The organism is Anaerosalibacter massiliensis (assembly GCF_024623155.1).
Lineage (GTDB): Bacteria > Bacillota > Clostridia > Tissierellales > Sporanaerobacteraceae > Anaerosalibacter > Anaerosalibacter massiliensis.
This window is the reverse complement of record NZ_JANJZL010000007.1, coordinates 82,935-99,324: the sequence shown is the minus strand read 5'-3', so window position 1 is coordinate 99,324 and position 16,390 is coordinate 82,935. Positions and strand designations below refer to the sequence as shown.

Annotated in this window: 11 protein-coding genes; all 11 read right to left on the bottom strand. The window is 31.2% G+C overall.

Translation table 11 applies throughout. The annotated features are described in order from the left end of the window. Window positions 1-24: 24 nt before the first annotated feature. The gene (locus NSA23_RS10915) at window positions 25-1,728 is read right to left on the bottom strand and encodes a peptide ABC transporter substrate-binding protein (RefSeq protein WP_042680832.1); all 1,704 of its coding nucleotides are present in this window, start codon (window positions 1,726-1,728) and stop codon (window positions 25-27) included. Between the two features lie 291 nt (window positions 1,729-2,019). Continuing rightward, complete coding sequence (locus NSA23_RS10910; protein ID WP_042680830.1) at window positions 2,020-2,985, bottom strand: ABC transporter ATP-binding protein; 966 nt, start codon at window positions 2,983-2,985, stop codon at window positions 2,020-2,022. Between the two features lie 2 nt (window positions 2,986-2,987). Next, entirely contained in the window at window positions 2,988-4,022 is a 1,035-nt protein-coding gene (locus NSA23_RS10905) for an ABC transporter ATP-binding protein (RefSeq protein ID WP_042680828.1), read from the bottom strand. Between the two features lie 12 nt (window positions 4,023-4,034). Then, window positions 4,035-4,982, bottom strand: coding sequence for an ABC transporter permease (locus NSA23_RS10900; protein WP_042680826.1), 948 nt, complete (start codon window positions 4,980-4,982; stop codon window positions 4,035-4,037). Window positions 4,983-4,995: 13 nt separating this feature from the next. Then, window positions 4,996-5,913, bottom strand: a complete 918-nt coding sequence (locus tag NSA23_RS10895) for an ABC transporter permease (RefSeq protein ID WP_042680823.1) — start codon at window positions 5,911-5,913, stop codon at window positions 4,996-4,998. Between the two features lie 288 nt (window positions 5,914-6,201). Next, complete coding sequence (gene gatB, locus NSA23_RS10890) at window positions 6,202-7,632, bottom strand: Asp-tRNA(Asn)/Glu-tRNA(Gln) amidotransferase subunit GatB (RefSeq protein WP_257490546.1); 1,431 nt, start codon at window positions 7,630-7,632, stop codon at window positions 6,202-6,204. Next, entirely contained in the window at window positions 7,622-9,100 is a 1,479-nt protein-coding gene (gatA, locus tag NSA23_RS10885) for an Asp-tRNA(Asn)/Glu-tRNA(Gln) amidotransferase subunit GatA (RefSeq protein ID WP_042680819.1), read from the bottom strand. The genes gatB and gatA overlap by 11 nt, the downstream gene beginning before the upstream one ends. A 15-nt stretch (window positions 9,101-9,115) precedes the next feature. Then, complete coding sequence (gatC, locus tag NSA23_RS10880; protein ID WP_042680817.1) at window positions 9,116-9,400, bottom strand: Asp-tRNA(Asn)/Glu-tRNA(Gln) amidotransferase subunit GatC; 285 nt, start codon at window positions 9,398-9,400, stop codon at window positions 9,116-9,118. A gap of 83 nt (window positions 9,401-9,483) precedes the next feature. Next, a complete protein-coding gene (locus NSA23_RS10875; RefSeq protein WP_257490545.1) occupies window positions 9,484-10,884 on the bottom strand; it encodes an APC family permease in 1,401 nt (466 codons plus the stop codon). 3 nt (window positions 10,885-10,887) lie between these two features. Further along, window positions 10,888-12,873, bottom strand: coding sequence for an NAD-dependent DNA ligase LigA (gene ligA / locus NSA23_RS10870; RefSeq protein ID WP_042680813.1), 1,986 nt, complete (start codon window positions 12,871-12,873; stop codon window positions 10,888-10,890). Between the two features lie 14 nt (window positions 12,874-12,887). Further along, window positions 12,888-16,112, bottom strand: a complete 3,225-nt coding sequence (locus tag NSA23_RS10865; RefSeq protein ID WP_257490544.1) for a UvrD-helicase domain-containing protein — start codon at window positions 16,110-16,112, stop codon at window positions 12,888-12,890. Window positions 16,113-16,390 lie beyond the last annotated feature (278 nt).

Below are 16,390 nucleotides of genomic sequence, written 5' to 3'. Positions count from 1 at the left end.
TGTTTTTATCTTTACTCTTTATTATTAATGTTCTAATATACGTGTCCATTTATATTCTGTATCAGCTCCTACTGGGAATCTAGCTATACCTTTTACATATGGCTTTTCAACAAAGTTTCTTGCATTATAGTAAATAGGTATAATAGGCAATTCTTCAGCTAAAATTTTCTCAGCTTCAATCATAGCATCTATTCTTTCATCTCCATCAGCTTCAATAGCTTTCTTTATAGCTTCATCATAATCTTTGTTGCCCCATCCTGTGTCATTATTTCCTCCATCTGTTACCCATAAATCCATAAATGTTAGTGGATCATTATAATCTCCACCCCAACCTGCAAAAGTTGTAGTATAATCTTTACGATTATATCTATCTATACGTATTTTAAATGCAACAGCTTCAATTTCAACTTCTATACCAAGATTTTGTTTCCACATATTTTGTATAGCTGCAGCTTGTTTTTTCGCAACATCTGATTCGCCAGTTAAGAATGTTAAATGCTTTTCTAGTTCTTCTTTAGTAGTTCCTAATTCTTCTAAGGCTTTATCAAAATATTCTTTAGCTTTTTCAGCATCATATTCTGGCAATACATTTCCACGGTTTTCAGCAAATTCTTTTCCATCTTTTCCTGGTAATAATGTAGGAGTCAATCCTTCTGCTAATATGGAACCATTCTTAAGAACATTGTCTACAAAAGCCTTTTTGTCTATAGCTAAAGATAATGCATATCTTAAATTTTTGTTCTTCAAAAACTCATCTTCACAGTTGTATTGGATATACCAAGTAGTAGCTTCCGCTAAATTTTTAAATTCTTCAGAATCCTTATAGTTGTCTAAAAATTCCGGAGCTACTCCAGTTACATCTAATTCTCCTGTTTCATATAAGTTTATAGCCGTATTATTTTCTGTAATCATATCACCATGAATTTCTTCAAGTTTTACATTTTTAGCATCCCAATATTTCTCATTTTTCTTTAAATTTAGTTTTTGCTCATGTTCCCATTCACTTATTACAAATGGTCCACTATAAACCATTTTATCTGTTTCTGAAGCAAATTTGTCACCAAATTCTTCAATAGCTGCTTTTTGAGCTGGTATAAATGTTGGGAAGGATGTTAGACTTAAGAAAAACGGTACATCCCTTTCAAGTTCTACTTGGAAAGTCTTTTCATCTACTGCCTTGATTCCTACTTCTTTTTTATCTTTGATTTCACCTTCAAAATATTTACCAGCATTTTTTATTCCAGCAGTATCAGTTAATTGATAAGAATATTCAGCTGCAACATCTGGATCTATAGCTCTAAACCAAGAATATTCAAAATCTTCTGCTGTAACTGGTGTTCCATCAGACCACTGTGCATCTCTTAAATGGAATGTATATTTTACTCCACCATCTTCTGTTTCTTCTTCATCCCATTTTTCAGCCAATCCTGGCTGTACATTTCCATCTGGATCCAGCCTTACAAGTCCCTCATAGACAGCATTTATAATCCAAAAAGATACTTGGTCTGTAGTTGTTTGAGGATCTAAATCTGGTGGTTCTTGACTCCAGTTAATTCTAAGTACTTGCTCTTCAGCTAATTTTTCCTCACCACTGCCTTTAGCATCATCTTTACCTTCTTCCTCTTTTGCAGTTGGTTTAGGCTCTTCTTTCTTGCCACAACCAGTTAAAGCTAAGGACAATGTAAGGACTAATACTAGTAATAATAATAGCCACTTTTGCTTTCTCATGAAGCTTTCCCCCTTATCATTATTTTTTAATATTTAATTAGATATTAAAATAATAAAATTCTATTTTAATATTTTAATAATTTATATTTTCATAGTATTTAAATAGCTATATGCTGATTTAATTTATTCTTTATTTTCCTAGAAATTTAAAATAAAAATTATATTTTCGTAATTATTTGTCTCCATTATTTACATCTCGTTAACAAAAGTATAAAGAATATTTAATATATTGTCAAGGCAAAGTAACGATTCAATATATTTTATGTTATAAACTTTCACAAAATTACTTTTTTATTTAACCATATGACAAGCTACAAAATGATTTTCTCCTTCTTCTTCTAATTCTGGTGCCATTTCTTTACAAATCGATTTTACATATTTACATCTACCTTGAAATTTACAACCTGGTGGAGGATTAATTGGACTTGGTACATCTCCTTCTAACATTATTCTTTGTCTACTTTTTTCTATATCAGGGTCTGGTATAGGTACTGCTGAAAGTAATGCTTTAGTATATGGATGAAGAGGCTCTTTATATAAATCATGGCTGTCAGCCATTTCTACTATAGCCCCTAGATACATTACAGCAATTCTGTCTGATATATGTTTTACCATACTTAAATCATGAGCTATGAACAAATAAGTTAGACCTAATTCGTCTTGTAGATCCTCTAGAAGATTTACAACCTGAGCTTGAATAGATACATCTAACGCTGAAATAGGCTCGTCACATACAATAAATTTAGGTTCAATAGCAAGAGCTCTTGCTATACCTATACGCTGTCGTTGTCCGCCACTAAATTCATGGGGATATCTATTAGCATGCTCTCTACTTAGTCCAACTATTTCTAAAAGATCATATATTCTTTTTTGCCTTTCTTTACCTTCATAAAGTCCATGAATATCTATTCCTTCACCTACTATATCTGTAACTGTCATCCTTGGATTTAAAGATGCGTAAGGGTCTTGAAATATCATCTGTGCATTCCTTGTAAAATTTTTCTTCTCTTCTTTATCCAGTGCTCCTATATTCATACCATCAAATATTACCTCTCCATCTGTAGCTTCATAAAGGCCTATAATAGTCCTTCCAACAGTAGATTTTCCACAACCAGATTCTCCTACAAGACCTAAGGTCTCTCCTTCTTTTATAGAAAAATTTACACCATCAACTGCTTTAAGCTCAAGACCTCTTCCTACATTAAAATGCTTTTTTAAATCTCTTGTAAGTAATAAGGTTTTTTTCTCTTCAGCCATAATTAGTTAATCCCCCTTTCAGCTACAAATTCTTCAACTTTTGGTGCTATTTCATGCTGTAACCAACAGTGTACAAGATGAGTGTCTGTAATTTCAAATTTTTCTGGATAATATGATTTACATACTTCCATAGCATAATCACATCTTGCAGCAAACGGACAGCCTTCTGGTGGTGAAAATAAATCCGGGGGTGTGCCATATATTGGAATAAGCCTCTCTTTTTCTTCTACATTAAGTTTGGGTACAGACTTTAAAAGTCCCCAAGTATAAGGATGTTTAGGCTCATAAAATATCTCGTCACTAGTACCACTTTCAACTATTACTCCAGCATACATAACTGCTATCCTATCAGAAATCTTAGCAACTACTCCTAAATCATGGGTAATAAGTATAATTGCTGTATCTAATTTAATTTGTAAATCTTTCATTAATTCTATTATTTGTGCTTGAATAGTTACATCTAAAGCTGTTGTAGGTTCATCTGCTATTAAAAGTTTTGGGTTACAAGCTAAAGCTATAGCTATCATAGCCCTTTGCCTCATTCCTCCACTAAATTCATGAGGATATTGTTCTGCTCTTTTTTCTGGTGTAGGAAGTCCTACCATCTTTAGCATTTCAATTGCCCTTTGTTTTGCTTCTCCTTTGGACATTTTTTGATGTTTTATAAGACCTTCCATTATCTGTTTTCCTACTTTCATAGTAGGGTTTAAAGAAGTCATGGGATCTTGGAAAACCATACTTATTTCTTTTCCTCTAACAGATTCCATCTTTTTATCACTGTACTGTAGTAAATCATTGCCATCAAAAAATATACTACCTCTTTTTATTTTTCCCGGTGGCATAGGTATTAATTGCATTATGGTTTGAGCAGTAACTGATTTACCACATCCTGATTCTCCTACTATAGCTAGTGTTTCCCCTTTATTCACATGGAAATTCACACCTCTAACTGCTTTAACTTCTCCTGCATAAGTATCAAAAGCTACATGTAAGTCCCTTACTTTTAGCAGCAATTTGTTTTCATTTAAGTTTTCCACTATATTCCCTCCTTACTGTCTTAGCCTTGGATCTAGGGAATCCCTAAGGCCATCTCCTAAAATATTAAAAGCAAGCATGGTGATAGAAATTAAAAGCGCAGGATAAAATAGTTGATAAGGGTGAATTAAAAGCATCTTTGTTCCCTTTTGTGCTAATGTACCCCAGCTAGCTGTAGGTTCAGGAATTCCGAGGCCTATGTAACTTAGCATAGCTTCTGTGAAGATAGCTCCAGGTACCTGGAAAGTTAAATTTATAATAATAGGGCCCATAGTATTAGGAATTAAATGTTTCCAAATAATCCTAGAAGTATCTGCTCCTAATGTTTGAGCTGCTAGAACAAACTCCATTTGCTTCAACTGGAGTACTTGCCCTCTTACTAACCTAGCCATTCCACCCCATCCTGTAATGGATATAGCTATAATTATAGTACCTAGCCCTTGACCAAGTACTACCATCAATAAAATTACCCATAAAAGTGTTGGTATAGAATAAATAATCTCTATAATACGCATCATAATCATATCTGTCTTTCCACCTACAAAACCAGATATTCCACCATATATAATTCCTATGGTTACATTTATAACTGTAGAAACTAGTGCTACGAATAGGGAAATTCTTGCTCCATCCCAAGCCCTTACAAATAAATCTCTTCCTAAGTCATCAGTTCCAAACCAATGTTTACTATCTGGTGCTTTGTTAATAACAGAAAAATCTTGATCATCATAACTCCAGGGTCTCATAAGAGGCCCTATAAAAGCCATAGCCACAACAATTATCAATATAATCAAGCTTATAATTGCTAATTTATTTTCTTTAAGTCTTCTCCATGCATCTGCCCAATAAGTAAGGCTAGGCCTGACTATTTTGTCATAAGCTTTTTCATCCTTTTTTACTTTTTTAAACATATCCTGAGTAAGTTCTAACTCTCCAATTGGTTCTGACTTAACTTCAGCCATTTCTTTCCCTCCTTTATTCAAGTCTAATTCTTGGATCAACAATACCATAAACTACATCTATAATAAACATCATTATAACTAGTATAATAGCATAGAATATTGTTGTACCCATGATTAATGTATAGTCTAGATGAGTTATACTTTGAACAAAATGCTTACCAATACCAGGTATAGCAAATATATCTTCTATGACAAAGGATCCTACTACTATTCCTGCAATAGAAACACCTAGTATAGTTACAATCGGAAGAATTGCATTCCTTATAGTATGTCTCCAGGTTACTTGAATACTAGAAAGCCCCTTTGCTCTAGCAGTTCTTATATAATCTTGATTTAATACATCAAGCATACTAGTCCTCATCATTCTAGCTATATAAGCTACATAACCTATACCTAGGGCAAGAACTGGCATTACATAATGGGCTGGTGTACCCCATCTAGCCACAGGGAATAATTTTAATTTAACTCCAAAGGTATATTGAAATAAAGCTGCAAATACAAAACTAGGTACAGAAACTCCAATTACTGCAAGTATTATAACTACAAAGTCGAAAGCTTTACCCCGATTTAGTCCAGCTATAATTCCAAACCCTATTCCTACTACAGCTGCAAATACTATAGCTAACATTCCTATTTTAAAAGATACCGGAAATCCTTCCTCTAATATAGTATTTACTGACCTATTTTTATACTTCATAGAATCTCCTAAGTCCCATCTAAGTAAATTTTTCATATATTTTCCATATTGAACTGGAAGAGGCTCATCAAGCCCATATTTCTTCTTAAGTTTTTCCATGATCTCCTCTGGAATTTTCTTTTCATCTGTAAAAGGATCTCCAGGTATGGAGTTCATTAGAAAAAAAGTAATAGTTACTATAACCCATATAGTAAGAATTGCCATAAGACCCCTTTTCAAAGTGTACTTTAACATTTAAATCAACACCTCCATGTCAGAATTTTATGAATATTGCTCTTAGTGCAATACACTCCTCCTCTCTTTCGAATTTTTAGAAAATTATTGCTTAATTTAAAGGGTTTCCTCATTTCTTTCAAATAAAATGAGCAAACCCCAGTTGTGAGCTTTTTGAATTGTAGTTTTCTGAATTTTTTTGCTGTTGCCAATAGTCGTTATTATTAAATATATTAAATATATACTAAAAATACAATTACAATTCAGTTAAGTTTTAATTAATTTTTTGTAACATTAGAATACATAATATCATTTTTCGTTAATTATTTCAAGTATTAATTTATTTGCCAATTGAGGATTAGCTTTTCCTCTTGTCTCTTTCATTACCTGCCCTACTAAAAATCCTAATGCCCTATCCTTTCCATTTTTATAATCCATTATTGATTGTTCATTATTCTTTATAACTTTTTCGACTATTTCTTTTAAAGCTCCTTCATCACTTATTTGAATAAGCCCTTTTTCTTTGACTATTGTACTTGGAGATTTTCCAGTATCAAACATATCTCTCAATACTTTCTTACCAATATTATTGCTTATCTTTCCATCTTCAATAAGCTTTAATAGTTCTCCCAAATCTTTTGAAGTAAATTTTAAATCTTTAATTTCTATTTCCTCATCATTAATCCTTCTTAATACATCTCCCATTATCCAGTTACTTACTTGCTTTGGATCATCAGAGTATTTAACTGTTTCTTCATAAAAAGCTGCCAAATATTTTGATTGAGTAAGAACTCCTGCATCATATTCAGGTATATCGTATTCTTTCATAAATCTTTCTTTTTTATCATGAGGTAACTCTGGTAAATTCTTTTTTATACTTTCAATCCATTCTTCTTCTATTTCCATTTTTACTAAATCTGGCTCAGGAAAATATCTATAGTCAGCAGCTCCTTCTTTAATTCTCATAACTATGGTTTCATTATTTACCTCATCCCATCTTCTAGTTTCTTTTAAATTTTCTTTTCCTTCTTTCAATAGTTCTATATGTCTTTTTTCTTCATATTCTAAAGCTTTTACAACAGCTTTAAATGAATTCAAATTTTTCAATTCAGTAATACTAGTTTTTACACCAGTTTCTTCTTCGACTACATTTATATTTACATCACAGCGTAGGGAACCTTCTTCCATTTTTACATCAGATACTTCAATATACTCAAGAGTAGCTTTTAACTTTTCTAAAAACTCTTTAACTTCCTCTGGAGAATTCATATCTGGCTCTGTAACTATTTCTATTAGTGGTACTCCGCTTCTGTTATAATCTAGTAGACTTCCTCCATCTTCTGAATGGACAGATTTTCCTGTATCTTCTTCTATATGAATTCTCCTAATCCTTATTTCCTTAGGACCATCTTTCTTTTCAACTTCTATAAATCCTCCACTACATAATGGGATATTGTCTTGAGATATTTGATATCCTTTAACTAAATCAGGATAAAAATAATTTTTCCTATCCATTTTAGTTTCTCTAGCTATATCTGAGTGAAAAGCAATTCCAGCTCTTATACCATATTCTACTACTTTCTTATTTATGACTGGCAATGCTCCAGGAAGGCCTAAGCATACAGGACAACAGTGTGTATTTATATCTCCACCAAATTCTGTAGTACAATTACAAAATATTTTAGAATTTGTCATAAGCTCTGAATGTATTTCAAGACCTATGATAGTTTTATAAGCCATTTTCTTCACTCCTTAGACTTGGCATTTCTATATCAATGCCTCTGTTTTGTTCATAATTATATGCAAGCTTTAGTATTTTCTCTTCTTCAAAGCTATCACCTATAATTTGAAGTCCTACTGGTAATCCTTCTACATATCCACAAGGTACTGACAAAGCACAAACTCCTGCTAAATTTACTGATACTGTTAGAACATCAGACATATACATAGATAATGGGTCCTCTATCTTATCACCTATATTAAAAGGTAATATTGGTGAAGTTGGAGCCAATATTATATCGTATTTTTCAAAAGTCTTTTTAAAATCATTTTTAATTAAAGTTCTTACTTGTTGAGCTTTTTTATAGTATTCATCATAATATCCGCTACTTAGTACATAAGTACCTACCATTATTCTTCTCTTTACTTCTTCTCCGAATCCTTCTGATCTAGTATTGGTATATAATTCTTCTAAATTTGAATAGTCATCTGTTCTGTATCCGAAATTAACTCCATCAAATCTGGATAAATTAGAACTAGCCTCTCCATTCGCTACTATATAATAACAAGCCAAAGCGTATTCTGTATAAGGCAGTGAAATTTCTTCAACTTCTGCTCCTAAACCCTTTAAAACTTCTACTGCTTCTAATATTTTTCCCTTAACTTTTTCATCTACATTTTCACTAAAATATTCCTTTGGAAGTCCTATTTTCATTCCTTTAATATCTTCATCTAATGCTTTCAAATAGTCTACTTTATCCTTTTTTATAGATGTAGAATCTTTTTCATCATATCCTGTTATTGCATTTAATAGTAGGGCTATACCTTCCACATCTTTTGCAAGTGGCCCTACTTGGTCTAATGATGAAGCGTAGGATACAACTCCATATCTAGATACTAGTCCATATGTAGGCTTTAATCCTACAACACCACAAAAACTTGCTGGTTGTCTAACAGATCCACCAGTTTCTGAGCCTAAAGCTAGTGGTACTTCACATGCAGCTATAGCCGCTGCTGAACCTCCACTAGAACCTCCTGAAACTTTATTTAAATCATATGGATTCTTGGTAGTTTTAAAATAAGAAGTTTCAGTGGAAGAACCCATTGCAAATTCATCCATATTGGTCTTACCAATTATAATTCCATCTTCTTTCTTTATATTTTCTATGACTGTAGCATCATATGGAGGTATATAATTTTCAAGCATCTTAGAACCACAAGTAGTTTTAAGTCCACTAGTTGAAATATTATCCTTTATAGCTATAGGAATCCCTGCAAGAACTCCTACCTTATCTCCATTCTCTATTTTTCTATCTACTTCCTCTGCAGCTTTCAAGGCTTCTTCTCTATCTAAAGTAATAAAAGCTTCTATATTATCTTCTATCTTTTCAATTCTATCTAAATAGCTTTCTACTACTTCTTTGCTACTTATTTCGCCATTAAGTATCTTTCTTCTCAATTCAGTAGCTGAAAGATTTATTAAATCCATAATATTTCACCCTTTCTAGTCTAGTATTTTAGGCAATTTAAAATAACCATATTGTTTATCTGGTGCATTTGAAAGTGCTTCTTCATTTGAAAAGCTTTCTAATACATTATCCTCTCTCATAAATTGGGTATTAGGATTTACCTGATAAGTAGTTTCTACACCTTTTGTATCTACCTCTTGCAATTTTTCTACATAATTAATTATCTCCGAAAACTTTTCAGCAAAACCCTCTATTTCATCCTTATTGAATTTCAATTTTGAAAGATTAGCTATATGTTCTATTTCCTTTTTAGAAATCATTTTTTTCCTCCTCCTTCTGATCTAACTAAATGAGACTATATCTTTATTTTACCATTTATTTAAATAAAAAATCAAATAACATATTATCTATTATATTTACCAAGTATCTGATAATCCTGTTCTTCTTTACTCATCTTTCTATATTTGTTTGCAATGAAAAAATATATTCCCATTCCTATAGAAATCCATGCCCCTAAAAATATCCATTCTGTAGGCCAAGATAGTGAAGATGGAAAATAGGGTATAAGGATTATACTTAATATAAATAGACATACAAAAGTAGCTATCTTTTTTATAAATAAATTTTTCTTCCCTAATTTAATAGCTGAAAGACTTATAGATAGCCAAGTTATTACAAAAGCCAATGCCCCTATGTTTACAGCAGGTATAAGACCAGGCTTTCCAATGAAAGGCCCTAATATAGAAATAAAACCTGTAAATAATACTGCTAAATATGGAGTATTATATTTGGGATGAACCTTTCCGAGTTTGCCAGGAAGCAATCCTCCTCTTCCCATAGCAAATAGTATTCTTGTTCCTGCAAAAAAACAACCATTCCAAGTACTTAAAAGTCCTAAAATAGCACAGAACATAACTAGATTTTTAAACTTACTTCCAAAAGCATTAGTAAATGCATATAAGGTGGGCATAGAACTGTTTACAGTTTCCTGCCAAGGATTTATCAAAGAAGTGGCTAAAGTAGTTACACAATAAAATAAAACCCCAACAGCTATAGCTAGAATAATTATTGCTCTTATTTTTTTAATACTCCTATTATCTTTAGCTTCTTCTGCTGCCAATGGAATAGCATCAAAACCTGCTAAAAAAAATGGTGCCATACTTAAGACCTTAAATATAGAGATAAAATTATTTTCATCTAGTGCAAAATAAGGTCTTACATTATCCATATTTCCTTTGTGTATAGATAAAATTAAAAATACTATAACTAATACTATAATTGTAGTACTTACAACAGTTTGAAAAATCTTTCTAAACCTAACTCCCTTATAATTTAAATAAGTAAATAAAATGGAAAATGAAGTTCCAACTATTAAAGAAGGTAGATAAATAGTATATCCTTTTATTGTATATAATGGTAATACTTTAAAACTAGGAGACATATATTCAATAACTAAAGATACTGAAATAGCTTCATAAGGACATACTATAATATAAGCTAATGCTAAAAACCATCCCGTCATTGTCCCTATAAAAGGTCCAAAAGCTTTATAGGAAAAAGCAATTTCTCCTCCAGCTAAAGGCATCTTAGATGTAAGATCTCCATAGACAAGGCCTATAGGAATAAGTATTAGACCACAGATAACAAAACCTAATATTGAAGCTATAGGCCCATATTTAAGCCATCCTCCAAGAGTAGTTATCCAAGCTGCTCCTCCATATATACCAAAAGCTAAAAAGAAATAATCTTTAATTCCCATAGTTTTTTCTAGTTCTTTCCTATCCATCTTGTTCCTTCTTTCCATTTACTATATAATCGTTCTTAATTTTTCCTCATCTATTATTTCAATTTCTAAATCTAAAGCTTTTTCATATTTTGAACCTGGATTTTCTCCAACTATTACATAATCTGTGTTTTTACTTACACTTCCAGTTACTTTTCCACCCATACTTTCAACTATTTCCTTTAAATCTCTCCTTGAATATCCTTCTATAGTTCCTGTTATGACTACTGTTTTTTCATTAAAGAAAGAATTTTCAATAGTATTCTCTTCTTCATAAATAGGCTCTACCCCTTCACTTAGAAGTTTTTCTATTCCTTCTAATAATTTAGGATCATGGAAAAATTCTACAATACTTTCAGCTATTATATCCCCAATATCTGGAATAGTTATAAGTTCTTCATGTTTAGCATTCATTATATTCTCTAGAGATTTAAAATGATCTGCTAAATCTGATGCAGTCCTTCTTCCTACATTAGGTATTCCTAAAGCATATATAAAAGCATCTAATGTAGTTTTTTTGCTGTTTTCAATAGCATTTAGTAAATTATTAGTCTTTTTATCTCCAAATCGTTCTAATCCAATAAGATCCTCATATTTTAACTCATATATTTCTGGAATATCTACTAAATTTACTTCTTCAAATAGCTGTTCTGCAGTTTTCTCATTGAATCCTTCTATATTCATTGCATCCCTACTAGCAAAATGGACCATTCTAGACACAAGTTGTGGTTTACAGGTTAAAGAATTTAAACAAAACATATGAACTCCTTGGTGGACTAATTCACTGCCGCAAGCAGGACAGTATTCAGGCTTTCCTATTGGATAGGTTTCTTCTTCTGTATCCATAGTTCCCATTATTTCGGGAATAACATCATTGGACCTTCTAATTAAAACTCTGGAATTTAATCTTACCTTTTTTCTTAATATATCATCCCAGTTATTCAATGTAGCTCTTCTAACTGTTACTCCGCCAATTTCTACTGGCTCTAATATTGCTGTAGGTGTTACTTTACCAGTACGACCTACATTCCACTGGACTTTTAGCAATTTAGTAGTAGTTTCTTCTGCTTCGAATTTATAAGCAATTGCCCATCTTGGAAATTTCAAAGTATATCCTAAAACTTCTCTAGTTTTCATATCATTTATTTTAATAACTACACCATCAGTTAGTACATCTAGACTTTTCCTTTTTTCATTTACATATTCTATTTCTTTAATTACTTCATCAATAGAATTACAAATTTTTAAATAGTTATTCACAGGAAGCCTATTTTCTTTCAAAAAATCTATCATTTCTAAATGAGTTTCAAAACTTTTACCTTCTATATAACCAATATTATAAAAATAGGCTATAAGATTCCTTTCTTTTGTAACCTTAGGATCTAAATTTCTAAGAGCTCCAGCAGCAGCATTTCTAGCATTTTTTAGGGGTTCTTCATGAGTTTTATTGTATTCTTCTAATGCAGATAAAGGCATAAGGCCTTCACCTTGGATCTCCATTATTCCTTTAAATGGTATCTTAAGTGGTAAAGTTCTTATAGTCTTTACCTGAGGTAAGATAGCCTCTCCTATTATTCCATTTCCTCTAGTAGCTCCTTGAACAAGCTCACCATTTTCATAAGTAAGATTTATAGTTAGCCCATCAAACTTATATTCTGCAATATAAGTAGGTTGTGGAAGTTTATCTTCATTATCCCTATTATAATCATCGATCAATCTTCTGACTCTTTTATCCCAATTTTTTAGTTCTTCTATATTTTGACTTTTATCTAAACTCCATAGATTTCCTCTATGAATATATTTCTCAAATTTGTCAAGAGCCTCCCCACCTACTCTTTGAGTAGGTGAATAGGAATATACTATACCTGTATCTTTTTCAAGTTTTACTAATTCATCATAAAGCTTGTCGTATTCTTTATCGCTTACTTTTGGATCATCTAATGTGTAATAATAATAATTTAAATCATTTAATTTATCTATGAGTTCCTTCATTCTCTCTGTTTTTTTCATGAACACCACCTCTTTTAAAGTATTTCTACTGGAGCTATAGATAGAAGCAATTTCTTTATTCCCTTCTCTTTAAAGGCTACTACTATTTCTATATCTCCACTTCTTTCTTTAATTTGAACTACAGTGCCTATCCCCCATTTTTTATGCCTTACCTTAGAACCTATTTCTACTTCCTTTTTATTATCATTCATATTACTTAATCCATCTTTTTTATTTAACTTTTCTTCTTTATTTCCATCTTGAACAAGAGATTCAGGAATTTCCTTTAAAAATCTAGAAGATGCTGCATAAGTTGTATTTCCATATATAGTTCTTAAATTAGCATGAGTTATATACAATAGTTCTTCTGCCCTAGTTATAGCAACATAGCAAAGCCTTCTTTCTTCTTCTAGTTCAGATTCACTATCTAACGCTCTGCCCATAGGGAATAGTCCATCTTCCATGCCAACTAAAAATACTACTGGAAATTCTAACCCTTTAGCACTGTGAACAGTTAACATAGTTACAGATTCATCAGTTTCTTCCATATTGTCTACATCAGATAATAATGAGATACTAGATAAAAACTCTTCTAGACTACCTTCTTCTTCCATCATCTCAAAATCTACTGCTACAGAAATAAATTCTTTAAGGTTCTCTATTCTAGTTGTAGCTTCAATAGTATCTTCTTTTTCCAACTCACTTATATATCCTGTACTATTTACTACTTCTTCTATAAAGTCTTTTAAGCCTAAAATCTCTTTCATAGCCATAAATTTGTTTATCATATCAGTAAATTTAGTTAAATTATTTATTGCTCTTTTAGAAATTCCTGGTATATCTTCTACATCCAATATAGCACTATATAAGCTTTCTCCTGTTTTAGAAGCATAGTTTTCAATCTTTTCTATTGTGGCGGCACCTATACCTCTCTTAGGTACATTTATAATTCTTCTAAAAGAAATATCATCTACTGGGTTTTGTATAAGTCTTAAATAAGCGATTATATCCTTTATTTCTTTCCTATCATAGAACTTTAGTCCGCCAACTATTTTATAAGAAATATTTTTTCTCATAAATATTTCTTCAAAAGCACGAGATTGAGCATTAGTCCTATATAGTATAGCAAAATCTGATAATTTATATTTTCCTTCATTTACTAATTTTTCTATAGTGTCAGCTGCAAAGTTTGCTTCATCCTTTTCATCAAACCTTTTACTTAATATTACTGGACTTCCATTTGTATTGTCTGTCCAAAGTTTTTTATTTTTTCGCTCATTATTATTTTTAATAATGGAATTGGCAACAGTTAATATATTTTTTGTGGAACGATAATTTTGTTCCAGTTTAATTATTTTAGTATCTGGAAAATCCTTCTCAAAATCAAGAATATTCCTAATATCTGCTCCTCTCCATCCGTAGATAGAATTGTGTACTACTATTCCATTAGATATATATTGTCTAAAATGAGGTACTGAAATATCATAAACATTTCCTTCGTATTCCTCAATAGACACTTCTTTTACTACATCTTCAACTATTTCATTATTTTCAAATATGGCTATACTCATGGTTGGTTTAAGATGAGAAGCTGGCATATAATTAAAAAATTCATCCGCTGTCAATCTAGCTCTTTTAAACACTTCTAAATCATTAGATAATTTTTCAATATCTTTTATATATTCATTAGCTTCATCGTATTCTTTTCTTTCAGTTTCAATTCTCCAAGTATCACTCTTTCCATCTCTTACTGGAAAACCCGCCTCTATACACTTTTCCTCTAATTCATCTCCAGTTGTATTAAAATGAATTCTATGACTATGCCAACCTGAATCCTTTCCTGTTTTCCTACCTGCAAAAAAACTTAAATTAACAGTACGTCTTAATGTTCCACCTCTTATTACAGGATTGGGTCTATGATGAGGGTATTCTTCAAATATTAAAAGATCATCCATTAATTTTATAACATTTTTCTCTGTATCTATTTCACTAAATAATTTATCTATGCTTTCCTGAGTTAAAGATATACTCCTACCTTTTTCATGAAATACAGTAGTAGGTATTCCATACTTAAAAGAATAAAGTTGTTCATAAAAACAAGCTTTCTCCTTATTTGAACAGATTTCTAAAATCCAAGCCTTATCTCCATGTTCTTGATTTATTCTAACCATTAAGCCATTTACATATTTGTCTTTTCTTGTTTTGACACCTTGTGTTTGACCTACCCTATACCCCAATCCTTTTTTATACATTAAATAAACTATATAAATACCTGATTTGGGATTTAGTTTTCCAAACATAATATGGTTAGGAGTTGTCCTAATAGTTTTACCACTTTCTGTTTCAATTTTTATTACAGGCCCTTTATATTTCTTATTAATCACCTTATTTATACTACCTTCCATTACTTCTCCCCAACCAGAAGGTGAATATACTGCATCTCCCTCTTTTAGTTTTTCTATAGGTATATTTCCCTTTGGTGTATCAACTGTCATACCTTCTATAAGGCACTGATCATCATCTCCTACGACACATAAATTTTTATATCTTCCAGACAATAGTTTTATAAGTTCATACTGGGCCTTGTTTGTATCTTGATATTCATCTACAAATATATACCTAAACTTTCTTTGATAAAAATCTAATACATCTAAATTCTTCTCAAGCAATTCAATAGTCTTTAAAATTAAATCATCAAAATCCAATGCATTGTTTTGCTTTAATTTTTTTTCATATAAAGCATATATTCTTCCTACATTTTCATCATAATAGTTCCCAATATTTGCATTAATATAGGTATCCGGTTTCATCATTCTGTCTTTTAATGAACTAATAGCTCCCAATATAGATTTTTCCTTAAACATTTCCTTATCTACATTCTGTTCTTTTATACATTCTTTTATAAGAGTCCTTTGATCCGCACTATCATATATTGTAAAACTTCTATCGTATCCTATTTTATTAATATTCATTCTAAGAATTCTTACACATATAGAGTGGAAAGTTCCTATCCAAATATCATCTATTTTATCTCCTACAAGACTACCTACCCTCTCTTTCATCTCATTGGCAGCCTTGTTAGTAAAAGTAATAGCTAAAATATTGTTTGGGAAAACATCTCTTTCCTCTATCATATAAGCTATCCTATGGGTGAGCACTCTAGTCTTACCTGAGCCTGCCCCTGCTAATATAAGAAGAGGTCCTTCCGTATGTAATACAGCCTCCTTTTGTCTATCATTTAACCCTTCAACAAAACTCATCTCTTCACCTTCCTATAAAATAATCATATCCTATATTCTATTATAACTAAGGATAAATGGAAAGACCATGTATTAAAAATATACATGGTCTTAAATGAGATATTGGAAATAATTATTCTTTGAATTTATCATTCAGGTATATGATGAAAATAGTCTTTAATTGCCGTACCTCCATGTTTCACATGATTAGTTGAAATTTTAACCTTATATAAAAGACCACTAATTTTTTAAAATAGAATTGAGGTTAAGATATAATGGATTTAATGATAGATATTTTA